General features: G+C 55.8%; 19 protein-coding genes and 1 pseudogene. 11 read left to right on the forward strand and 9 right to left on the reverse strand.

The features are described from left to right. Positions 1-263 precede the first annotated feature (263 nt). The 9 genes from G5179_RS11245 (at position 264) to G5179_RS11285 (ending at position 6,884) form a co-directional block, all read left to right on the forward strand. Positions 264-1,022: an amino acid ABC transporter substrate-binding protein gene (locus G5179_RS11245; RefSeq protein ID WP_005339308.1), complete on the forward strand. Its 759-nt coding sequence runs from the start codon at positions 264-266 to the stop codon at positions 1,020-1,022. Further along, positions 1,023-1,691 (forward strand): amino acid ABC transporter permease, encoded by a 669-nt coding sequence (locus G5179_RS11250; protein WP_019445518.1) that lies wholly within the window; start codon positions 1,023-1,025, stop codon positions 1,689-1,691. Positions 1,692-1,703: 12 nt separating this feature from the next. Further along, positions 1,704-2,438: an amino acid ABC transporter ATP-binding protein gene (locus G5179_RS11255; RefSeq protein WP_040068428.1), complete on the forward strand. Its 735-nt coding sequence runs from the start codon at positions 1,704-1,706 to the stop codon at positions 2,436-2,438. 270 nt (positions 2,439-2,708) lie between these two features. Continuing rightward, positions 2,709-2,843 (forward strand): 50S ribosomal protein L34, encoded by a 135-nt coding sequence (gene rpmH / locus G5179_RS11260; protein ID WP_005307156.1) that lies wholly within the window; start codon positions 2,709-2,711, stop codon positions 2,841-2,843. Beyond that, positions 2,843-3,202, forward strand: coding sequence for a ribonuclease P protein component (rnpA, locus tag G5179_RS11265; protein WP_005342318.1), 360 nt, complete (start codon positions 2,843-2,845; stop codon positions 3,200-3,202). Before rpmH ends, rnpA begins: the two co-directional genes overlap by 1 nt. Continuing rightward, positions 3,169-3,417, forward strand: a complete 249-nt coding sequence (gene yidD / locus G5179_RS11270) for a membrane protein insertion efficiency factor YidD (RefSeq protein WP_075116235.1) — start codon at positions 3,169-3,171, stop codon at positions 3,415-3,417. The genes rnpA and yidD overlap by 34 nt, the downstream gene beginning before the upstream one ends. 5 nt (positions 3,418-3,422) lie before the next feature. Then, a complete protein-coding gene (gene yidC / locus G5179_RS11275; RefSeq protein WP_421251486.1) occupies positions 3,423-5,069 on the forward strand; it encodes a membrane protein insertase YidC in 1,647 nt (548 codons plus the stop codon). 99 nt (positions 5,070-5,168) lie between these two features. Then, positions 5,169-6,530: a tRNA uridine-5-carboxymethylaminomethyl(34) synthesis GTPase MnmE gene (gene mnmE, locus G5179_RS11280; protein WP_421251485.1), complete on the forward strand. Its 1,362-nt coding sequence runs from the start codon at positions 5,169-5,171 to the stop codon at positions 6,528-6,530. Between the two features lie 162 nt (positions 6,531-6,692). Next, complete coding sequence (locus tag G5179_RS11285) at positions 6,693-6,884, forward strand: hypothetical protein (protein ID WP_421223552.1); 192 nt, start codon at positions 6,693-6,695, stop codon at positions 6,882-6,884. On the opposite strand, the gene G5179_RS11290 is transcribed toward G5179_RS11285, so the two are convergent. From G5179_RS11290 to G5179_RS11330, 9 genes and pseudogenes are all read right to left on the reverse strand, one after another. After that, positions 6,837-7,817: a hypothetical protein gene (locus G5179_RS11290; RefSeq protein ID WP_421258377.1), complete on the reverse strand. Its 981-nt coding sequence runs from the start codon at positions 7,815-7,817 to the stop codon at positions 6,837-6,839. The two genes, G5179_RS11285 and G5179_RS11290, sit on opposite strands and share 48 nt — an antisense overlap. A gap of 16 nt (positions 7,818-7,833) precedes the next feature. After that, a complete protein-coding gene (locus G5179_RS11295) occupies positions 7,834-9,108 on the reverse strand; it encodes a hypothetical protein (protein ID WP_421258378.1) in 1,275 nt (424 codons plus the stop codon). Between the two features lie 40 nt (positions 9,109-9,148). After that, positions 9,149-11,023 (reverse strand): HAD-IB family phosphatase, encoded by a 1,875-nt coding sequence (locus tag G5179_RS11300; RefSeq protein WP_227341692.1) that lies wholly within the window; start codon positions 11,021-11,023, stop codon positions 9,149-9,151. A gap of 189 nt (positions 11,024-11,212) precedes the next feature. After that, positions 11,213-11,446 (reverse strand): annotated as a pseudogene (locus G5179_RS11305) (IS3 family transposase); the annotation flags it as partial. Between the two features lie 24 nt (positions 11,447-11,470). After that, positions 11,471-13,453 carry a Fe(3+)-hydroxamate ABC transporter permease FhuB gene (fhuB, locus tag G5179_RS11310; protein ID WP_421258379.1) on the reverse strand — a complete coding sequence of 661 codons (1,983 nt, stop codon included), beginning with the start codon at positions 13,451-13,453 and terminating at the stop codon, positions 11,471-11,473. Next, positions 13,450-14,334 (reverse strand): ABC transporter substrate-binding protein, encoded by an 885-nt coding sequence (locus G5179_RS11315; RefSeq protein ID WP_421258399.1) that lies wholly within the window; start codon positions 14,332-14,334, stop codon positions 13,450-13,452. Before G5179_RS11315 ends, fhuB begins: the two co-directional genes overlap by 4 nt. 34 nt (positions 14,335-14,368) lie before the next feature. Next, complete coding sequence (locus G5179_RS11320) at positions 14,369-15,133, reverse strand: ATP-binding cassette domain-containing protein (RefSeq protein WP_421258380.1); 765 nt, start codon at positions 15,131-15,133, stop codon at positions 14,369-14,371. A gap of 46 nt (positions 15,134-15,179) precedes the next feature. Continuing rightward, positions 15,180-16,826: a multidrug ABC transporter permease/ATP-binding protein gene (locus tag G5179_RS11325; protein WP_421258381.1), complete on the reverse strand. Its 1,647-nt coding sequence runs from the start codon at positions 16,824-16,826 to the stop codon at positions 15,180-15,182. Between the two features lie 79 nt (positions 16,827-16,905). Continuing rightward, a complete protein-coding gene (locus G5179_RS11330) occupies positions 16,906-19,002 on the reverse strand; it encodes a TonB-dependent siderophore receptor (RefSeq protein WP_421258382.1) in 2,097 nt (698 codons plus the stop codon). Positions 19,003-19,398: 396 nt separating this feature from the next. Here G5179_RS11330 and mioC point away from each other — a divergent pair, with 396 nt between their 5' ends. Next, complete coding sequence (gene mioC, locus G5179_RS11335; RefSeq protein WP_033138545.1) at positions 19,399-19,848, forward strand: FMN-binding protein MioC; 450 nt, start codon at positions 19,399-19,401, stop codon at positions 19,846-19,848. A 508-nt stretch (positions 19,849-20,356) separates the two neighbouring features. Next, positions 20,357-22,246, forward strand: a complete 1,890-nt coding sequence (gene mnmG / locus G5179_RS11340; protein WP_421258383.1) for a tRNA uridine-5-carboxymethylaminomethyl(34) synthesis enzyme MnmG — start codon at positions 20,357-20,359, stop codon at positions 22,244-22,246. Positions 22,247-22,259: the final 13 nt, after the last annotated feature.

A 22,259-nucleotide genomic window follows, 5' to 3' on the forward strand; every position in this document is an offset into this window, starting at 1 on the left:
TTAGCCGCCGGATCTCCAGCCATCGCCCGGTGGATCCAGCAAATAAGATCCTTGACTTTCAAGGATCCAGCGCCTTTGGATCGGATTTCATCCCCAAAGTTACCCACAGCTTGATCCACCGTCCTGATTGATCGATCCCGTGCTTCTCTCCTGTTATTTCATATAACCAAATGTCATTTATTTTTTAAATTTTATTCCAATAACATCAGGGCCAAACCAGTTATTACAACTACAAATACAAGACATTGAGAGAGAGAAACACCATGAAAACATCCATCAAACTGATTTCCGGCGCAGCCATCCTGCTCGCCACCCTGTCCGGTCAGGCCATCGCCCAGGAGACCATCAAGGTCGGCATGTCTGGCAAATATTTCCCGTTCACCTTCGTCAAGCAGGACAAGCTGCAGGGCTTTGAAGTGGATATGTGGAACCAGATCGGCGAGCGCACCGGCTACAAGGTCGAATTCGTGACCGCCAGCTTCTCCGGCCTGTTCGGCATGCTGGAAACCGGCCGCATCGACACCATCTCCAACCAGATCACCATCACCGACGAGCGCAAGGCGAAGTACGACTTCTCCCAGCCTTACGTCTATGACGGCGCCCAGATCGTGGTCCGCAAGGGCAACAGCACCATCCACGGTATCAAGGATCTGGAAGGCAAGAAGGTGGCCGTGAACCTGGGTTCCAACTTCGAAGAGCTGCTGCGCAAGAACGACCCGAACAAGAAGATCGATATCCGCACCTATGACTCCGCCTTCGAGCAGGATGTCGCGCTGGGTCGCATCGATGCCTTCGTGATGGACCGCGTCTCCACCGCCCAGCTGATCAAAGAGTCCAAGCTGCCGCTGCAACAGGCTGGCGCACCGTTCGAGACAATCGAGAACGCACTGCCCTTCCTGAAGACCCCGGAGAAACAGGCGCTGCTGAAGAAGGTCGACGAGGCCCTGACCGCCATGCGCAAGGATGGCTCCCTGCGTCAGATCTCCGAGAAATGGTTCGCTTCCGACATCACCGACAAATAAATGATGGAATTTGACCTCGAATACACGCTGGGGCTGTTTCCCATCCTGCTCAAATACCTGGGCACCACGATGGAAATGGCCCTGTGGGGATTCGTGCTGGCACTCGTACTCTCGCTGGCCCTGGCGATAGTACGGGTGTTTCGCGTCCCCGCGATTCACTGGCTGGCGATGCTCTATATCTCGTTCTTTCGGGGTACACCGCTACTCGTTCAGCTGTTTCTGCTCTACTACGGACTGCCGCAACTGTTCCCGATCTTCGTGGGGATGGATGCCTTTACCGCCGCCATCGTCGGTCTGACCCTGCACTTCGCCGCCTACATGGCCGAGTCGATCCGCGCAGCCATCCTCGGCATTCACAAAAGCCAGATGGAAGCGGCGCTCAGTATCGGCATGAGCCGTTATCAGGCGATGCAGCGGATCATCCTGCCGCAGGCGGCCCGTATCGCCACCCCGTCGCTGATGAACTACTTCATCGACATGATCAAGAGCACCTCGCTGGCTTTCACTCTGGGAGTGGCCGAGATCATGGGCAAGGCGCAGATGGAAGCCTCCTCCTCCTTCAAGTTCTTCGAGAGCTTTATGGCGGTGGCGCTGATCTACTGGGTGGTGGTGATCTTCTTTACCCGCTTGCAGCATCTGCTGGAAGTCCGTCTCAACCGTGCCTATTAAAGGAGGGCTCTCATGATCAAGCTAACCGGCCTCTCCAAGGCATATCACGGCAATCAGGTGCTCAACGGTATCGATCTGGAGGTCAAAAAGGGGGAAATTGTCGTCATCATCGGCCCCTCCGGCACCGGCAAGTCGACCCTGTTGCGCTGCCTGAACCTGCTGGAGACCCCGGATGCGGGCACCCTTGCCATCGACGATCTCAAGCTGAATCTGGCCAAGGCCAGCGAACAGCAGGCGATCGAGCTGCGCAAGCGGGCCTCCTTCGTGTTCCAGAACTACGCCCTGTTTGCCAACAAGACGGCGCTCGACAACATCGCCGAAGGGCTGATCACCGTCTGGAAGCAGCCAAAAGCGGAGGCCCGCGCCACAGCGCTCGGCATCCTCAAGGACATTGGCCTCGCCGACAAGCAGGATGCCTATCCGGCCTCCCTCTCCGGCGGCCAGCAGCAGCGGGTCGGCATTGGCCGCGCCATGGCGGCACACTCCAAGGTGATCCTGTTTGACGAGCCCACCTCGGCCCTCGATCCCGAGTGGGTCGACGAGGTTTTGGGACTGATGAAAGAGTTGGCCCGCCAGCACCAGACCATGGTGGTGGTGACTCATGAGATTGAATTTGCTCGTGATGTTGCCGATCGGGTGATCTTCATGGAAGGTGGGCGGATCGTCGAGCAGGGCCCGCCGGATCAGATATTGGTCGATCCCAAGGATCCCCGTACCCGGGAGTTCTTGCGGAAAGTCCTTAAATAGCTCTCTCTTTGGCGGCTTGGCCGCCTTTTTTATTGAGGGATCCCTTGTTTAACCCCGGGTTGCCAGTATAATCCGGAGCCCTTGATCCTCTGGATCCTCACGCTCGGCAGTGGCCTTTTCAAGACCATGGCAGGATGAGAGGGAACGGCGGATTGACTAAAAGCCGAACTCTGTTTAGAATTCGGCCTCTTTTGCTAGTCGTCACACGCTATAGCTGGCGCGTCGGCTAAGTGTGACAATCAAAACTGTACAGAAATACGGAATCGAATCATGAAACGTACTTTTCAACCGTCCAACCTGAAGCGCAAGCGCTCTCACGGTTTCCGCGCCCGCATGGCAACTGCCAACGGTCGTAAAGTTCTGGCCGCTCGTCGTGCCAAGGGTCGTGCCCGCCTGGTAGTCTAATGCCTACCCAGCACACCTTCTCTCGGGAGTTACGTCTGTTAACTCCCGAACACTTCAAACGCGTTTTCGCCGAGCCTGTCCGGGCCGCCTCTCCGCAGATAACCCTTCTCGCTTCTCCCAATTCGCTCGAACACCCTCGTCTTGGTCTCGCTGTGCCCAAAAAAGCACTCAAGCGTGCCGTTTGGCGTAATCGTGTCAAACGGGTGGTTCGGGAAAGTTTCCGCCTCAAACAACATCAGCTGCCCGCTATCGACATCGTGGTGATCGCCAAGGCCGGTGTGAAAGAGATGGATAACGAGGAACTGTTCAAGTTACTGGAAAAGCTATGGCGCACCCTGTCACGCCGTTGCAATGGGTAGCTATCAAACTGATACGCCTGTATCAGCTAATCATTAGCCCTCTGCTCGGGCCGCGCTGCCGTTTTACCCCGACTTGTTCCCAATTTGCGATAGAAGCCATCCGACTTCACGGTTTCATAAAAGGCGTTTGGTTAGCCAGCAAACGTCTATTAAAATGCCATCCCTTATCCGAGGGTGGTTATGACCCGGTTCCGCAACCAAAGCGAAGAAACTGAAAACTATGGAATCACAACGCAATCTACTCCTGATCGGTTTGCTGTTCGTGAGCTTTCTGCTCTGGCAACAGTGGGAGTCCGACAAGGCTCCGAAGCCGGCCCCGACTACCGTGGCCCAAACCGAACATTTCGTACCTGAAGCCGGTCAGACCGGTGATATTCCTCAGGTTTCCGAGCAAGCCAATGCGACTGCCGCACGCAAGCTGATCACCGTCTCCTCTGACGTGCTCAAGCTGACCCTGGATACCCAGGGTGGCGACATCGTGTCTGCCGAACTGCTGTCTCACAAACTGGAAGAGGGCAAGGACCAACCGTTCGTGCTGCTGACCAGCAAGCCTGAGCACCTCTATATCGCCCAGAGCGGTCTGGTGGGTCGCAACGGTCCGGACAGTCAGGCCGAAGGTCGTCCTACCTATGAAGCCGCCCAGACCAGCTATCAGCTGGCCGATGGTCAGGATCAAGTCGTCGTTCCGATGACCTGGACCGACAGCAAGGGCGTGGTCTTCACCAAGGAGTTCATCCTCAAGCGTGGCGACTATGCCGTTGGCGTTGATTACAAGATCGACAACAAATCTGCCGAGCCGGTTCAGGTGCAGTTCTATGGTCAGCTGAAGCAGACCGTAGCCACACCGAAGGATCAGGAAGGTCATGCCATGGTAGCCAGCGCTTACCGTGGTGGTGCCTTCTCCACTGAAGATACCCGCTACAAGAAGTACACCTTCGACGAGATGAAGGATACCGACCTGAACAAGACCACCAAGGGTGGTTGGGTCGCCATGCTGCAACACTACTTCGTCTCTGCCTGGGCTCCGAATGCCGACGATACCAACAGCTTCTACAGCCGCGTGATCCCGGGTCAAGGCCAGGCCATCATCGGTTACAAGGCGCCGATGGTTGACGTGGCTGCCGGTCAACAGGCCGAAGTGACCAGCAAACTGTGGGTTGGCCCCAAGCTGCAAGACCAGATGGCCAAGGTGGCTAACCATCTCGACCTGACCGTCGACTACGGCTGGCTGTGGTTCATCGCCCAACCGCTGCACTGGCTGCTGACCGTGTTCCACGGTTTCGTCCAGAACTGGGGTCTGGCCATTATCATGCTGACCCTGCTGGTACGCGGCATCATGTTCCCGCTGACCAAGGCCCAGTACACCTCCATGGCCAAGATGCGCATGCTGCAACCCAAGATTGCGGCACTGCGCGAGCGCTTCGGCGACGACCGCCAGAAGATGTCTCAGGGCATGATGGAGCTGTACAAGAAGGAGAAGGTCAACCCGCTGGGTGGCTGCCTGCCGATCCTGGTTCAGATGCCGATCTTCATCGCCCTCTACTGGGCACTGATGGAGTCCGTCGAACTGCGTCACGCGCCGTTTGCCCTGTGGATCACTGACCTGTCAGTGAAGGACCCCTTCTTCGTGCTGCCAATCCTCATGGGTGCCTCCATGTGGTATCTGCAGAAGATGAGCCCGACCACCGTAACCGACCCGATGCAGCAGAAAGTGATGCAGTTCATGCCGATCATCTTCACTTTCATGTTCCTCTGGTTCCCGGCTGGCCTGACTCTCTACTGGCTGGTGAGCAACGTCATCTCCATCATCCAGCAGACCATCATCTATCGTCAGCTGGAGAAGAAAGGACTGCATTCACGCAGCTAATCTTCCCGTGATGACAAAAGAGGCGGCCTTCGGGCCGCCTTTTTTATTACAATGTCTCCCACTACGTTTTCCTATCAGCGAACAAACGAGCCAAGCAAGATGACAACAGATACGATCGTGGCCCAGGCCACCGCGCCAGGCCGTGGTGGCGTCGGCATAGTCCGGGTCTCCGGCCCCGCCGCCGAACAGGTCGCCGGGATAGTGCTCGGCAAGCTCCCGCGGGTGCGCTACGCCGAATATCTGCCGTTCAAGGATGAGCAAGGCCAGATACTGGATCAGGGCATCGCCCTGCTGTTCAAAGCTCCCAACAGCTTCACCGGCGAGGATGTGCTGGAGCTGCAGGGCCACGGCGGCCCCGTCATCATGGACATGCTGATCCGCCGCATTCTGAAAATCGATGGCATCCGCCCTGCCCGCCCCGGCGAGTTCAGCGAGCGCGCCTTCATCAACGACAAGCTGGATCTGGCCCAGGCCGAAGCTATCGCTGACCTTATCGAAGCCTCCAGCGAACAGGCCGCCCGCAGCGCCATGCACTCCCTGCAGGGGCAGTTCTCCAGCAAAATCCAGCAACTGGTGGAGAGCCTGATCCGGCTGCGCATCTATGTGGAAGCGGCCATCGACTTCCCGGACGAGGAGATCGACTTCCTCTCCGACGGCAAGGTGGCGGGCGACCTCTACGCCATCATGTCCGAGCTGGACGACGTGCGCGGGGAAGCCAAACAGGGCGCCCTGCTGCGGGAAGGGATGAAGGTGGTGATCGCCGGTCGTCCCAACGCTGGCAAATCGAGCCTGCTAAATGCCCTGGCTGGGCGCGAGTCAGCCATCGTCACCGAGATTGCCGGTACCACCCGCGACGTGCTGCGCGAGCATATCCATCTCGATGGCATGCCTCTGCACATCATCGATACAGCCGGTCTGCGCGACACTCAGGACAAGGTGGAGCAGATCGGTATCGAGCGCGCCTGGGCCGAGATCGAACAGGCCGACCGGGTGCTGTTTATGGTGGATGGCACCACCACAGACGCGGTTGACCCGCGGGAGATCTGGCCGGAATTTGTTGATCGGTTGCCAAAAAACATCGGCCTCACCGTCATTCGCAACAAGGCCGACCTGACCGGCGAGGATCTGGCACCGAGTCAGGAGCTGGGCCACGCCGTCTACCGCATCTCCGCCAAGACCGAGCTGGGACTGCCTGCCCTGCGCGAGCACCTGAAAGCCTGCATGGGCTTCCAGGGCAACACCGAAGGGGGCTTTATGGCCCGCCGCCGCCATCTGGATGCGCTGGAGCGTGCCGCCGAGCGCCTGCTGGTGGCCAAAGAGCAACTGGAAGTGTTCGTGGCTGGCGAGCTGGTGGCCGAAGAGTTGCGCCTGGCGCAGGAGTCCCTCTCCGAGATCACCGGCGAATTCAGCTCCGACGATCTGCTGGGCCGCATCTTCTCCAGCTTCTGCATCGGGAAGTAATGTGGTGAAAAATCAGCAATAAAAAGCAGCCAGTGAGAACATAAGATATTGTAAATATTGGATTTTGTTTTTTACTGGCTATTCTTGCCTGATCTTGTTTCGTGAGAATTTACCCCGAAAGTTCCCCGAAGTAACCTCTCGGGGTACTTTCGGGGGACACTCATGAAGATCAGCATCGAATTCTGCGCACCGGACGCCGAAGGCAAGCGCGCTCTGCGCTTAACCTACTACGCCGGCTCCTACCTTGATCCAGCCACAGGCATCCGCAAGCACAAACGCAACTGCGCCATCACAATGACCACAGCATCACTTGCTGATGATGTTTTCCACTACACCATAATCAAAGTGGGCTGACGGGAAGTTGCTGTGATATTTCATCGCCTGCTCGACAAACTCATCTGCCAATGGTGCTCGTTGTCGATAGTCATGAAACAGAATGGCCTGGAGATGTCCCAGCTTGCTGCGCTGCTCATCGGATGGCAAGCCCTCATCATCCAACAGGCAGACTGTGGGCCGCCCCATTAGAATGGACTCGGCATGTATGGAGGAAGCACCGTTGCACAACACAACATCAGCCTCCTGAATCGCTCGGATCGAGCACTCCTCAGCGGGAATGATGCAATCGGGAAAACGATTATTGAATAATTTCTCTACCTGCGCCACGTCCCGCCAAGCAGGTAACTTGACTCTGACATTTTCCGTTATAAGCGGAGCAAAGTAATCGACTATTCCTGAATCACCAAATCTCAGACGCAAGTGTTCAAACATACTGATGAACAGTACAATCCTCGGTTTATTTTTTTGGGCTGGCTGGCTAGGACGAGCACTTTTTGTATGCTTTATCCATCCACTTTCTATGACTTTCGTATGACGACCCAAGGTCGCCTGGAGTGCAGAGGATGAAAAAGGCGTAAGTATGTAGTCAAAAAGATCCAAAAACCTTAGTTCATTGAGATTTTTATCTCCAAAAGGAGTAAGAAGATCATGTGGAATATATATGGATTTCTTAGGTTTTAATTTTTGAATTATTTCTAATGGCGATAAATAATTTGGGTAGTGTTCATTAAATTTTGGCGCCAAAAACTTTGCAACATCTCTAGTTAAATTAGTATGTGCTGATGTAATGTAGACAACATCCTCACCAATAAAGGGGGCAAGTAAATCTTCATCCTGCGCTGTGAGTTGGCCAAAATCCAACTCTGTGACATCATAACCAACCGCCCTAAGGTATTTGCATAAATCAACCAACACATACTCAGAATCTACGCCTGAGGTAACAATTTTCATGAGGTCTGGCCTTTTATTATGTGGTAATTTGAGAAACAGCAAACTGATTATCGCTTGCTCTTATCCCCACTCGCGGTGTACGCGTCAACTTGGTGTCAATGACATCAATAATGAGAGTGCTGCCAACCTCAACCATTACTTTGGTAGACATGACAGAGAGTGCAATAATAGTAGAGTACTGCCCAGCGGTAACATTCACCTCTTCACTTGGTATAAATTTAGGCTCACTTATTATCCTCCAACTACCATCATTAACCCATAATGTGATAACAGGCATATCTGCCGTGGATGCCTGAAGCATACAGGCATACATATGACTATCTTGCGGGCCTGAATAGCAAGCGACCAGAGAAGCATGTCCACTCCCAGCCCCCAACCACGAAAATTTAGCCTTTATACTAATCACATCATCTACAGCAGTTTTTGCCTGAGCAATGGCCAGAGAAAAACCATCAGCTGGCGCCATAAAACCAATCTTGGTCGAATCAAATGGTGTTATCATCAAATTCTCCCAATAGAAATTTTCGGTATTGCAAATTGGGAGTCTAGCCGCCCTAAGTGTTACACAGCTGGGCGACTCAGTATAAATCGCCGGTGCAGAACCAAATACAGAATAAGAACCATCAGGCAAACATCCAATAGAGACAAAATCACATTTTTGATTTTCCGAAAGCTGTGCTATCTCATAGAAACCAACCTTATGAAGACGTTTTCTAGTGTTCTTACTATGTACCACAAAATGGCAATTATCGATATATAAAATATGACTTTGACAAGCCCTCAGAAGTAGATTTAGGATATGTCGCTCACCAATAAAATCCTGCATCAGCCAAGGTGATGTGATACCAATACTTGTTACATGACGATCTTTCAAATGCAATACAAAATCGTCAACATTGCGAACATAAATAACTTCCTGATCTTGCAACAGTAACGAGACACCATCATGTAGCACTGGACATGCAAAAACTATATTGCACTGCTGCCAACTCTTGATATTTTTAGAAATACCAACAAAAACATCTTCAAGCTCAGCCGCTGTAACTATCACATCGTGGACATTGGCTGATGACATCACCGGTAATGAACTGACTTTCTCGCGCAGAAGTTCTGTTATAGCCTGAAGTCTGGAGATATCATCACGCAGAGTTAGCTGCCCCTCTGACAGTTGCTGGTTACCTTGCTCAATCCCCTGACTCAGATTAACCAGCTGTTCTGAAAAAATGAGATCAGCATCGCACTTTCCTGAACGCCTCAGGAATGATTGGAGAAAACGCGTAAATCGACTCATGGTATCGTCATCCAATAATTATTATTCAGTACAGTTTTGCCTAACTGCTCTCTTCAGGTATACAGACAAGGGCATAGAAATGGGTGTTATCCCATCGGTTGTACTCTTTTGGATAAATATCAACAACTTCCTTAATGCTGAAACCGGCTTGACGTATAAGATCTATCTCATGCTGTAGCCATCTATATTCAGAGTAGTAATCTGTTCCTAGCTCTTTGGAGTAACCATCAACAATGACATCTTCAGTACACCCCATCTGATGCTTGACTATCAAAGTACCAGCAGGTCGTATCCATGAGCGAGCCTTCTGATAAATCCGTTCCGCCTCTGTTCTATTGAAGAAATTCATCACACCAAAAATGGTAACAAGATCAAATTTCTCTGCCACATCAAATATATTGAGATCTTCATTAATAACTTTCAGGTTGTCCGTTCTTTTTATAAAATCGCTAAAGTTAGAATATTTTTCTACAGCGACTATTTTAGAGAAATCTTCTGTAAGGTGATTAACAAGCAGCCCAGTACCAGCACCAAGATCAAGCAGGGTTTTACTTTTATCTGAGAAACGTTTGACTAACTCAATATCAAAAATAGAAAAATCGGGGGCTTTATTTCTAGTCTCTATTGGTGATTTTATTTTGCTGGCTAGTTTTTCATAATAACTATTTATTTTATGATTACCACTACTCCACGAGTCCACAAAATCAACAGCTTTCTTATAGTCTTCATAAGTGTCAATATCTTGCGCTCGTATTATCTTCGCAGACATTGGCAATAATGGTTCTAAAAGATTGTAAAGATGGCCCGAGGTAAATCTTATATTTTCCCTGCGGATGGCAGCAGGTCCAGACCACTCGTAATCACCATCATCTCTGGAAAATGAAACAACTTGTTCTTGTTCATTAAGCTTCACAAAAACTGCGTCTTCGCTCACTTTTTGACTCACCCCAATAAATTCTTGCTCTGCTTCAATGCACTGAGCAATATCATCTGGGTGAACTAATAGATCCCCATCCCAAGCAATAATCATTTCATTAGCATGTTTACCACCAAGATAGAGACTAGCGCCAGTTTTAGAGTGAAAATAATCGTGATTGAAAACAAAAATAATATCTTTTCTGATCGAGCATACTTCATCAATAAGACTGCTAGCCTGAAAACCAACAACTATTCTAAGATCACTTACATGCCGGAATTGTTCTAGCTGTAGATGAATAAGTGGCACCCCTTGTAGCTTAATAAGCGACTTTGTTTGTCCCAGCCCAAGGCGCGAACCAACCCCCGCAGCACTAATTACCACTGACCTTCCATTTTGAGGTGATTTTATCTGTTGCAGTAACCTGAGCATAGCAACAGAATCATATACTGCATAATCTGCAACTTGCATGACCGTATTTGCCGGTTGGTGAATCAAGCCGCAAGCAATAGAAACATCAGCGATCCTCATGGCCTCAGCATCATTATTTCCATCACCGATGAAAACGACTTGCTCACCTTGCGCTTGATACTCTTTAACAATATCTTCTTTCTTTAGTATTTTGGTTAATCGAACCTTGCCATTGGCATCAACTTCCCCTTCTGATGAACGAATTACGCACTCTATTTTTTTGGCTAATTCTGCGATCCAGCCATTATAATTTCCAGTGGCAATAATACAGTCATCACGGTTACTATTGATAAAATCGAGCAGAGACTGGTTAAGGGGAATATCCGCTACGATGCGAGCAACTTGAGCCACATCTAGGTGACCAAGTATGTCAACCCGCTTGATGAAACTTTCCATGAATGGGATCTGACCATTAATAGTCTGGGCAGTTAACTCTTCTATTTGCGTAGTGACATTGAAACTTTTAGCTATGATAGGCAATGTTTCACAGCAGCTAAGAGTTCCGTCGAGATCGAAAATAAATTTCATCCTTTGCCTCGCTAGGTTGGCAATATCTAAACGTTTGTATTTATAAGACAATAAGCAAGTGAAGTCGAGACAATCTGGCGCAGGATCATACCCAGATCAGATGGACTTAGCCCACGATGGTAGACATATTCTGTTCTCACGACGAGACTTATTCGAAGACCTCTGGTGTGACGCGCATCCAAGGTGGCTCTAGCGTCGCACTCTGTAGTAGAACGCTTCAATGCAATCGAAGATTTCGGCGCGGGCCAGATCGTGGGTTTTGTTGATCCTTTTTATGATGCGATCTTTTTTTCAGCGAACTGAAGAACGATTCAGAGACAGCATGATCCCAACAGTTGCCACGTCGGCTCATATTGGGGGCCAAGTTATTGGCCCCAAAAAACACTGCCTATCGTTACTGCCATATTGGCAACCCTGATCCGACTACACGATAGCCAATCCACAAACCTAAAGGCGGCGCAGGCACCACATGAAGTAAGCGCCCCCTAATAGGGTGGAGACCAGCCCGACCGGCACCTCCTGCGGGAAGAGGATCTGCTGGCCGACCCAGTCCGCCGATACCATCAACAGGGCGCCGGAAGCGGCGGCCCCAAGCAGGTGCCAGCGTGCCCGCACCAGCCCCATCAGCTTGGCCATATGTGGCGCCAGAAGACCGACGAATGAGAGCGGCCCGACCACCAGGGTGGCACTGGCGGTGAGCACGGCCACCAGCAGCAGGATGGCGAGCTGGGCACGGTTGAGGCGAATGCCAAGCGCGGTCGCTACAGCACTCCCCATCGGCAGCAGATCGAGCCAGCGGCTCACCAGCAGGCAGACGGCCAGCATTAACAGCGCCAGCCCCACCAACCCATAGGCTACCGGCAGGGTGACGTAGTAGGTGGAGCCGGACATCCAGGAGAGCAGTTGCTGCACCCGCATGTCACCGTTGGCCAGCGCAATGGCCTGCAGCGGCTCAAACAGTGCCGTGATGGCGATGCCGGAGAGCAGGATCCGCTCCGGCTGGAAGCCGTGCTTGCGATTGACCACCACCAGCAGCAACAGGCAGCCGAAGGCACCGAGCAGGCCACCGGCCAGCATCAGCGGCAAAGGCAACGCGGGCAGCAGCAGCGCCGTGGCAATCACCCCCATAAAGGTGCCACCGCTCACCCCCAGCAGCTCCGGGCTCGCCATCGGGTTGTTGCTGACCCGCTGCAACAGGGTGCCCGCCAGCGCCAGCAGCACGCCAGCCGCCCCCGCCGCCAGAGTGCGCGGCAACCGCCACTCCAGTTGAGCCTGCCAGCGGAGCCAGCTCGGCCAGCTCCAGCCCGTCATTCCCTGACCCAACAGCAGGGAGGCGACCATGGCCAGCAACAGCCCGACCAGCAACAGGCCGATAAGGCGAGCCGGTGCCGGATGGCGGGCCACCAGCAGGCCGGCGTTTGCCTTTGGCGTACCCGACTTGATGCCAAGGCGCGGGATCAGCCAAAGCAGCAGCGGCGCGCCCAGCAGGGCGGTCATTGCGCCGGTGGGGATCAAGACTGGCCAGAAGCGGCTCAGGCTCTGCAGCAGCAGATCGGTCGCCGCCAGCAGCAGGGCGCCGAGGATCGGTGCCCACAGCAGCCGCTGGCCAAGCTGGCGGATCCCGAGCAGCCGCACCATGGCGGGCGCCGCCAGCCCGATAAAGCCGATCAGCCCCACCACGCTTACCACGCAAGCGGTGATAAACACCGCCAGCCCCAGTCCGGCAAAACGCAGATGCTGCAGGGAGACCCCCAGACTGCGGGCGCTGGCATCATCCAGCTCCAGCACTGCCAGCGGGCGTACCAGCACAACGGCCAGCGCAGCGGCTGCCAGCAAGCGGGGTAACAGGTAACTCACCCCGCTCCAGCTGTTCTGCACTAGCGAGCCACTGCCCCACACCAGCAAGCCTTTCAGCTCCTCCTGAAAGAACAGCAAGAGTCCCATGCTGATGGCCGCCAGATAGAGGTTGATCACCAGCCCGGCAAAGACGATGACCACCGGATTGAGCTGGCGACGCCAGGCCAGGGCAAACACCAGTGCCATCGCGAGGCTGCCACCGGCCATGGCGATCCACTCCCGCCCCAACAGCAACCAGGAGGGGGCAAACAGGGTCACCATCATCAACGCCAGTTGGGCGCCGGAGGCCACCCCCAAGGTGGTCGGTGACGCGAGCGGGTTGCGCAGCACCTGCTGCATCAGGGTGCCTGCCAGCCCGAGCGCCGCCCCAGCCAGCAGGGTGACAACCAAGCGGGGCAGCCAGCTGAAATGCACCACCGCTTGGCTGACATCATCCAGATTGGGGGCGAAGAGGCTCTGCCACCAGAGCGCAGCGGGCAGCTGGCGAGCCAGCTCCCAATACGCGAGCAAGAGGGTCAATCCCAGCAGGATCGAGACCGGCCGCAGCAGCGGCGATGTGAGCAGTCGCTTCATCGGCTAGCCTCCATACGCTCGGCATCTTGCAGCAATGCATCGCTGAGCAGACCGGCGAAACGGCGGGCGGCCAATACGCCACCAAAACTCCAGACCGCAGGCAGATGCAGCACAGGCGCCTGCCGTACCTGCGGCAGATGCTGCCACAGCCCAGGCTCCTGCAGCCGTTCGCTCACCCCTACCGGGATGGGATCGACCACCACCAGCCGCGCGGTTGGCAAGGTCATAAACTGCTCGATGCTGACCACCGAGAAACCCCAGTCATTGGTCTGCTCCTGCCAACCATTACGCAGCCCGAGCCGCGTCATCACCGCATCGAACAGGCTGTGGCGACCAAACACCCGCACATGGCGCTCATCGATAAACTGCACCACCAGCAGAGGCGGCAGATCCGCAGACAATCCGGCCTGCATTCTGGCGAGATCCCGATCCAGCCCGGCCAGCAGCCGTTCGCCCTCGGCGGTTTTGCCCACCATGCGGGCGAGGGTCAGGGTCACCTCGTGCAGCCGCTGCCACAGATCGGTTTGCCCATCATAGAGGGCGATGGTGCTCACCGGCGCGATGCGGGAAAGAGTTGGCGCCAGCGGGGCCGCCAGCGGCGAGATGAGGATGCGATCGGGTTTGAGCTCCGCCAGCAGCTCACGGTTGGGCTGGGTGCGCAGGCCGATATCCACCACTCCGGCAGGTAGCCGTGGCTCGCCGACCCATGCCTGATAGGGGCCTGCATCCCCAACGGCCAGCGGCGTCACCCCGAGCGCCAGCAGGGTCTCGGCGATGGTCCAGTCGACAGTGGCAATACGGGGTAGCGGCGCAGAGGCGATCGGGGATGTGTCGGCCTGCGCCGCTAGTGGCAGCAGCAGGCTAATAAGGCAGGGTGCCATCTTCTTCAATAAACGGTTCAAGAGAGCCCCCCGGTCAGACGATGGCGATGGGATGAGCATGAGCCGGGTGGCGAATGACCTCCATCGGAATGCCATAGATAGCGTGCAGGGTCTCGCTGGTCATGAGCCCCTCAGGTTCACCGTGGGTAAGCAGGCGGCCGGAGTGGAGCGCCACCAACCGATCGCAGAAACGGGAGGCCATATTGATGTCGTGAATGACGATGATGACCCCAAGGTTAAGCTGACGACTCAACTGCTTGACCAGCGTCAGCACCTCCACCTGATGGGCCACGTCCAGCGCGGCCAGCGGCTCATCCAGCAGGATGAAGCGGCTCTCCTGGGCCAGCAGCATCGCCAGCCAGACCCGGCCCCGCTCGCCGCCGGAGAGGGTATCCACCAACCGACCGGCAAAGCGTTCGGTATGGGTAAGGGCGATGGCCCGCTCGACCTGACGGTGATCCTCCGCCCCCATCCGGCCCAGCAGGCCGCGCCAGGGGTAGCGGCCCATCTCCACCAGCTCCCGCCCGAGCAGATTCTCGGCGCTCGGCAGATGCTGGGGCAGATAGGCCACCTGACGGGCAAACTCCCGGTTGCCCCAGTCGGGCAGCGGCTTGCCATCGAACATGATCTCGCCGTCACTGAGGGGTTGCTGGCGTGCCAGCAGCTTGAGCAGGGTCGATTTGCCCGACCCATTGTGGCCGATGAGGCCATAGACCTGTCCCTGCTCGAAACGTAGGTCGGTGGGGTGCAGCAGCGTGCGGTCATTGACCGTGAAGCTGGCTGATTTCATCTCGAACATAAGCAATTCCTGTGCTGGCTTGCCGCCAGTCTCATCGGTGCCGGTATCAAGCCGGCACCTCGCAATCCAGATGGGCGATCGCATCGCGGCTCACTTCGGCGCGGCGCGCCCCGGTCAGCTCAGTGAGCTGGCCCTGGCGCATCTCCAGCAGGCGATCGGCCAGCGGGAAGTAGTGATCGTCGTGACTGATGGCAATCACTGTCTTGCCCATCTCCTTGAGGCGCGGCAACAGCACCTGATAGAAGATGCGGCGGAACTGGGGATCCTGATCCGCAGCCCACTCGTCAAACAGCATCACCTCGCGCTGCTCGGCCAGCGCCAGCAGCAGGGCGACCCGCTTGCGCTGCCCTTGGGAGAGATCGATATCGGCGATAAAGCCATCCTTGATGGTGAGCTTGCTGCCCATCTGCAACCGCTCCAGCCACTCGGCCACCAGCTCATCCTTGGGTTCCGGCCCCAGCAGGTGCTGGAACAGGTGATAGTCGGTAAAGATGGCGGAGAAGAGCGCCAGATAGCCGTTGCGATCGGTGATCGGCTCACCATCCAGCAGGATCCGGCCCGATACCGGTTGATAGAGGCCGGTCAGCAGCATGGCCAGGGTCGACTTGCCGGAGCCATTGCCACCGATGATGAAGATCTGCTCCCCCTTTTCGATGACCAGATCGATGGGGCCAACGGCAAAACCGCCCTCCCCCTGATAGTGAAAGCTCACCTGCTCCAGCTCGATACGCTGCCAGGGTCGGATGGCGGGCGGCAGCGGGAAGTCCGCATCCGGCTCGGCCAGATTGAGGGCGGCGATCTTGTCGAACGCCACCTGAGCGGCAAGCAGGGTCGGCAGGGCGCCAATTCCCTGCAACAGCGGGGTGCGCAGGAACAGCAGGGTCAGGGCGAAGGTGGCGGCCACATTGGTGTTGGCCCAGCCAAGGCCGTTGGCCAGAAAGAAGACCAGACCGATGGCCCCCAGCATCATGATATTCGACCAGTTCACCGCGCTCAGGTGATAGGTGTCGGCGCGAATGATCTGCTGGCGGTAGTCACGGGCATTCTGCTCATAGAGCTGGTGGTAAACGAAGTGAGCCCGCTCGCGGTTGAGCGCCAGCTCCTTGCTGCCGGCGATGATGGCCTGATAGTTCTGATAGAGCCGATCTTCGGCCTGACGCATGTGGGAGAGATGGCGATAAACACGGTTCACCAGCAACCAGCCCACCACCATGGTGACGGTGACCCAGAGCGCAGTCACCCCGAGCAATGCAGGAGAGAGCCAGCCAAGGTAAAGGGCAGAACCCAGCGTGAGCACCAGCCCCTGCACCAGCTCAGGCAGGCGCACGAAGGCGATGGTGATCTGGCCGATATCGCTGGAGAGGGAGGCCAGCAGTGGCCCCTGACCAATCTGGCGGATGCGGGCGACATCGGTATCCAACAGTTGCTTGAGCAGACGGCCACGCAACCGGTAGACAAAATGGTGACCGAGAGTGGTCAGGGCCAGCTGAGATCCGAGCGTGATCACCAACAGCAGCACTATCAGGCCGACCAGCTGACCGAGGATCGGCAGCGGATCACCTATAGATTCGATAAGAGACTGATTGATAAAAGCAATGACGCCAATCCCGCTGACGGCACTGAGCAGACTGAGCAGGGTGATGGCGATGAAGGGCCAACGATATTGGCGATAAACCAGAGACAATAGTTCCATAACGGACCGGTATTCCAGAGAGATCAGAACAACTGCGGGTGAAAAGAAGGGCGGGAACCCGGTTCCCGCCCGACTTCGATTACCAGCGGTAGTTGATGCTGCCCACTACGCTGCGCGGCTCGCCGTAGTAGCAGTAGTAGTCACAACTGGCCACGTAGGTTTCACCCAGCAGGTTGTTGACGTTGAGCTGAGCACGCCAGTTCTTGGCAAAGTCATACCCGATCATCGCATCCCAGACGGTATGGGCCGGCACCTCGGCAGAGCCGTAGATGGGGGTGTAGTCCGCATTCACGGCGCCAATACCCACGCTGGAACCGATATAACGCACACCGGTACCCAGCTCCAGACCCGAAGCCACCCCTTGCTGCACCTTGTAGTTACCCCAGAAGGAGGCCTGGTGGCGCGGGATCAGGCTGGCACGGCGATCGCCACTGCCGGTGTCGTTGGTTTTGGCATCGGTGTAGGTATAAGCAGCGGTCAGACGCAGCGCATCGGTCACCTGCACGCTCCCTTCCAGCTCAACCCCCTGAGAGGTCACTTCACCCGCCTGGGTCTGCTGGCCGGAACCGGTAGAGACCAGCGAGTTGGTCTGGGCCAGATCGAACAACGCCAGATTGATGTAACCGTCGAGGAAGGCTGGCGCATACTTCACGCCGGTCTCGTAGAGCTTGCCCTTGAGCGGCTTGTAGGAGTTTCGGGTGTTGGGATCGATCCCCGGCAGCACTTCGAACGACTCGGCATAGGCAAAGTAGGGAGAGAGGCCGTTGTCAGCCAGATACATCAGGCTGCCCGAGAGGGAAAGCTCGTGATCGTACTGGCGCTCGTCCTTGCTGGTATTGGTATTGTGGGTCTCCACATAGTCGAAACGGCCACCGGCAGTCAGCAACCAGCGATCGTCCCAGCGGACCTGGTGCTGGGCATAGAGGCCACTCTGGCCCTTGCTGCTCTTCTGGTGAGTAGCAGTCGACTCATCAAAACCGGGGAAGCCGCTGTAATCCGGGTTCATGGTATTGATGGAGCCCATACCGTAGTTGTCGGCCTCGACCCCTTCATTGACGTGACGCTGCAGATCCACCCCCAGCAGCAAGGTCTGCTCGGTGCTGTCGGAGTTCCAGTAGCCCACCATCTGGTTATCCATGGTGGCACTCTTGGTATTGCCATCGCGGTAAACCAGGCCACGACTGGCGGTTGTGCCTTCATAGGTCGGGAAGATATAGGTCTGGCGCAGCAGCAGATCGTTATAGTTGAAACGGACGTTCTGCTTGAACTCCCAGGTCTGGTTGAGCTGGTGGGCCAGCTCGTAACCGGTGGAGATCTGGGTATTGCGGTTGCGATCGTAATCCGGCTGGCTCAGGTTGGTGGAGGGATCAATCTGGCCACCTGACGTATTCAGGGTGCCATAGACCGGGAAAAAGCCGTTGGTCGGGACCCCTTCGTCGTGCAGGAAGCTGGCCAGCAGGGTCAGGCTGGTACGATCCGAAAGATCGAAGGTGACGCTCGGCGCCAGATAAACCCGATCGTTGTAAGTACCGGTAAGCACCCCATCACGCTCTTTATAGAGAGCAACCATGCGGTAACGGCTGTTGTCGGAGAGCGCGTCAGAGACGTCCACCCCGACCTGACGATGATCACGGCTGCCAAGCTGCAGATCCACCTGCCCTTGCGGCGTGGCGGTCGGTCGCTTGCTGATGGCATTGATCACCCCGCCCGGAGGCGCCTCACCGTAAAGGATCGAGGCTGGCCCCTTCAGCACTTCCACACTCTCCAGACCGAACGGTTCCGGCGTCCAGACGTAGTAGCCGGTGCCAAACAAGCGGTTGCCATCCAGATAAGAGGCGGCATCGAAGCCACGCACCTTGAACCAGTCGGTGTTGTTGTCTGAGCCATAGAGGCCGGTCAATACGCCGGAACGGTAGCGAATCGCTTCATCCAGCTGCAACACGGCGTGCTGATCCAGCTCCTCGCGATTAACCACTGAGACGGCGCGAGGGGTCTCGGCCATCGGCACTTCCACCTTCATAGCAGTACCTGTCACCACCATGGTTTCGCTGGCTTTGGGCAGCTCAGCGGTGGTTTGTTCGGCCATCAGCGGCAGGGAGACGAGCAAACCGGAGAGCGAAAGCACGCCGAAGGCGCCCTTCTTGCCGGGTCCTGTAGTGTATTTTTGCGCAATCATATTAAAGTCTCGTTTATCAATGAGTTATGTTGTTTTAATTGTTATTTGTGGTCGTTTGTCACGACATCACCCTGTTTCATGGGCGAATAAAGCAGCGCAATCCTACTACAGGAGCCGTGATCGAATCGATTCAATAATTGCTAATCATTTGCACCTACATTGTTATCTGGCTGCATCGTTGGCAGGATTTCGCGGGAGATGGGAGCCATCAGGAGAGCTATGAGCGGAGAAGAAAATGGAGAGGAATATAAAGAAGCAGAAAAAAGATCGGCAGGATGGATCCGGTGGCATTATCTGACTGGATCCATTATCCCCAAGCTTTATCCATATTTATCCACACCCTTTGGCGGTAGAATCCGGCTTTCCGTTTCTTTGTCTGAAATCAGGATCCATTCCATGGCCAAACTCAATCTCGTCGTCGGCTCCATGCTGGGCGCCGCCGAATATGTCGCAGACCACGTCGCCAACCTGCTGGAACAGGCTGGCCACCAGACCCGGATCCACAACCCGGCCAAGCTGGCAGAGGTACTGGATGATGCGGGATCCATCCTGCTGGTGGTCACCTCGACCCACGGTGCCGGTGATGTACCCGACAACCTGCAACCCTTCGCCAAGGATCTTGCCGAGCAGCATCCGGATCTTAATTCATTGAAATATGGCGTGATCGCCCTTGGCGACAGCAGTTATGACACCTTTTGCCAGGGTGGCAAGACGCTGGATCGCCTGCTGGCCGAGTGCGGTGCCAGCCGGATCGGCGAGCGGCTCGACATCGATGTGACCCAACACGAGATCCCCGAAGATGCCGCAGAAGTGTGGATCCGCGACTGGATGACGATGATCGCATGATCAGAGTGCGGGAGATCCTGAAAAAAAGCTTGATCTCCCCACTTATCCCCAGATCGACTATCCACCATGTTATTAACAGATTGATCCGGGGGAATTGTTCTACACGGTTACCCACAACGCCCAGGGGTAATGTGTATAACTACGGTGTAAAGCTCTGCAAAACCTATAGTTATCCATGTATTAGATCCAGACCGACAGACCTCTGTGTATAAAAGTCCTGGTTATCCCCTCGTTCACCGGGCCAGGATCCAAGCTTTTCCACAAGCTAGGATCGTCCTTAAATTAATGATCTTTATGATCAAAAAGTGCTTATCAACAGAAAGGGCGGATCCTAATAAGAGATCCAGTAAAAGATCGATCTAAAGATCCTTAAGATCTAATTAGTGGATCCTCCCTTCATACTGAACGTTAAGTAGACGTTCCCCTCAGGACGCGAAACAGATAGAATGTTCCGCCCTTTAGCCCAGGCAAATAAAGATCTTCAGGCGTGCAGATCAAGGTGATCCCAATGCAATACCATGAACAATTTGATGTGATCGTCGTCGGTGGCGGTCATGCCGGAACCGAAGCAGCAACAGCGGCAGCCCGTATGGGCATGAACACCCTGTTGCTGACCCACAATATCGATACGCTGGGACACATGTCCTGTAATCCGGCGATCGGCGGGATCGGCAAGGGACACCTGGTCAGGGAAGTTGACGCACTCGGCGGGATCATGGCGCGTGCCATCGATCTTGGCGGGATCCAGTTCCGCACCCTCAACTCCTCCAAGGGCCCGGCAGTGCGAGCCACTCGTGCCCAGGCGGATCGCCTGCTCTACAAGGCCGTCGTTCGCCAGATGCTGGAGAACTACCCGAACCTGAAGATCTTCCAGCAAGCCTGTGACGATCTGATCATGGACGGGGATCGTGTTGCCGGTGTGGTCACCCAGAGCGGGATCCGCATCAGCGGCAAGACTGTGGTGCTGACGGTCGGTACCTTCCTGAATGGTTTGATCCACATAGGGATGGAGAACTACAAGGGCGGCCGTGCCGGGGATCCTCCCTCGATCGCCTTGGCCCAGCGCCTGCGCGAACTGCCGCTGCGCATCGATCGCCTCAAGACGGGCACCCCGCCGCGCATTGATGCCCGCAGCGTCGATTTCTCCGTCATGCAGGAGCAGCACGGCGACGATCCGCGCCCCGTCTTCTCGTTTATCGGCAATGCCAGCCAGCATCCCCGTCAGGTGCCCTGCTACGTCACCCACACCAACGAGCGTACCCACGAAGTGATCCGCAATAACCTGGATCGCAGCCCCATGTACGCCGGGGTGATCGAGGGGATCGGCCCGCGCTACTGCCCGTCGATCGAAGACAAGATCACCCGTTTCGCCGACAAGACGGCGCACCAGATCTTCGTCGAGCCGGAAGGCCTGACCACCCACGAACTCTATCCGAACGGGATATCCACCAGCCTGCCGTTTGACGTGCAGGTGCAGATCGTCCGTTCCGTGCGCGGCTTCGAGAACGCCCACATCACCCGCCCCGGCTATGCCATCGAATATGATTTCTTCGATCCGCGGGATCTCAAGGCCAACATGGAGAGCAAGTGCATTCTAAACTTGTTCTTTGCTGGCCAGATCAACGGTACGACCGGTTATGAAGAGGCGGCGGCACAAGGCCTGATGGCCGGTCTGAACGCCGCGCTGCGTGCCCAGGACAAGGATCCCTGGAACCCGCGTCGGGATCAGGCCTACATGGGCGTGATGATGGACGATCTCTCCACCCTGGGGACCCGCGAGCCTTACCGCATGTTCACCAGCCGCGCCGAATACCGCCTGCTGCTGCGGGAAGACAACGCCGATATCCGTCTGACCGCCATCGGTCGCGAGCTGGGTCTGGTAGATGACGAGCGCTGGGGCAAATTCAACGCCAAGATGGAACAGGTCGAGCTGGAGCGTCAGCGCATGCGTTCAACCTGGATCCACCCGCAACATCCGTCACTGGAAGCGGTCAACGCCCTGGTCAACACCCCGCTGACCCGCGAACAGAGTCTGGAAGAGCTGCTGCGTCGTCCCGAGGTGACCTATGATGCGCTGATGGCCATCGAGGGTGTCGGCCCTTCCGTGACCGATCCTGCTGCGGCCGAACAGGTTGAGATCCAGATCAAGTACGCCGGTTACATCGAGCGTCAGCACGATGAAGTGGAGAAGCAGCTGCGCAACGAGAACACCCTGCTGCCGCTGGATCTGGACTATCGCGAGGTGAACGGCCTCTCCAACGAGGTGAAAGCCAAGCTGAACGATGCCAAGCCGCAGACCATTGGTCAGGCTTCCCGCATCTCCGGTATCACCCCGGCGGCCATATCCATCCTGCTGGTTCACCTGAAAAAACACGGCCTGCTGCGTAAAACCGCCTGAGGATTCTTACCGT

This window comes from Aeromonas sp. 600886 (genome assembly GCF_049174935.1).
Taxonomy (GTDB): Bacteria; Pseudomonadota; Gammaproteobacteria; order Enterobacterales; family Aeromonadaceae; genus Aeromonas; species Aeromonas veronii_A.

Coding starts and splice junctions, on each gene's coding strand:
- rnpA (WP_005342318.1), top strand. CDS start 2,843: ATGCCTACCCAGCACACCTTCTCTCGGGAGTTACGTCTGTTAACTCCC.
- mioC (WP_033138545.1), top strand. CDS start 19,399: ATGGCCAAACTCAATCTCGTCGTCGGCTCCATGCTGGGCGCCGCCGAA.
- fhuB (WP_421258379.1), bottom strand. CDS start 13,453: ATGAAGCGACTGCTCACATCGCCGCTGCTGCGGCCGGTCTCGATCCTG.
- G5179_RS11330 (WP_421258382.1), bottom strand. CDS start 19,002: ATGATTGCGCAAAAATACACTACAGGACCCGGCAAGAAGGGCGCCTTC.
- G5179_RS11285 (WP_421223552.1), top strand. CDS start 6,693: ATGAAGATCAGCATCGAATTCTGCGCACCGGACGCCGAAGGCAAGCGC.
- yidC (WP_421251486.1), top strand. CDS start 3,423: ATGGAATCACAACGCAATCTACTCCTGATCGGTTTGCTGTTCGTGAGC.
- G5179_RS11295 (WP_421258378.1), bottom strand. CDS start 9,108: ATGAGTCGATTTACGCGTTTTCTCCAATCATTCCTGAGGCGTTCAGGA.
- yidD (WP_075116235.1), top strand. CDS start 3,169: ATGGCGCACCCTGTCACGCCGTTGCAATGGGTAGCTATCAAACTGATA.
- G5179_RS11320 (WP_421258380.1), bottom strand. CDS start 15,133: ATGTTCGAGATGAAATCAGCCAGCTTCACGGTCAATGACCGCACGCTG.
- mnmE (WP_421251485.1), top strand. CDS start 5,169: ATGACAACAGATACGATCGTGGCCCAGGCCACCGCGCCAGGCCGTGGT.
- G5179_RS11300 (WP_227341692.1), bottom strand. CDS start 11,023: ATGAAATTTATTTTCGATCTCGACGGAACTCTTAGCTGCTGTGAAACA.
- mnmG (WP_421258383.1), top strand. CDS start 20,357: ATGCAATACCATGAACAATTTGATGTGATCGTCGTCGGTGGCGGTCAT.
- G5179_RS11245 (WP_005339308.1), top strand. CDS start 264: ATGAAAACATCCATCAAACTGATTTCCGGCGCAGCCATCCTGCTCGCC.
- G5179_RS11325 (WP_421258381.1), bottom strand. CDS start 16,826: ATGGAACTATTGTCTCTGGTTTATCGCCAATATCGTTGGCCCTTCATC.
- G5179_RS11315 (WP_421258399.1), bottom strand. CDS start 14,334: ATGGCACCCTGCCTTATTAGCCTGCTGCTGCCACTAGCGGCGCAGGCC.
- rpmH (WP_005307156.1), top strand. CDS start 2,709: ATGAAACGTACTTTTCAACCGTCCAACCTGAAGCGCAAGCGCTCTCAC.
- G5179_RS11250 (WP_019445518.1), top strand. CDS start 1,023: ATGATGGAATTTGACCTCGAATACACGCTGGGGCTGTTTCCCATCCTG.
- G5179_RS11290 (WP_421258377.1), bottom strand. CDS start 7,817: ATGAAAATTGTTACCTCAGGCGTAGATTCTGAGTATGTGTTGGTTGAT.
- G5179_RS11255 (WP_040068428.1), top strand. CDS start 1,704: ATGATCAAGCTAACCGGCCTCTCCAAGGCATATCACGGCAATCAGGTG.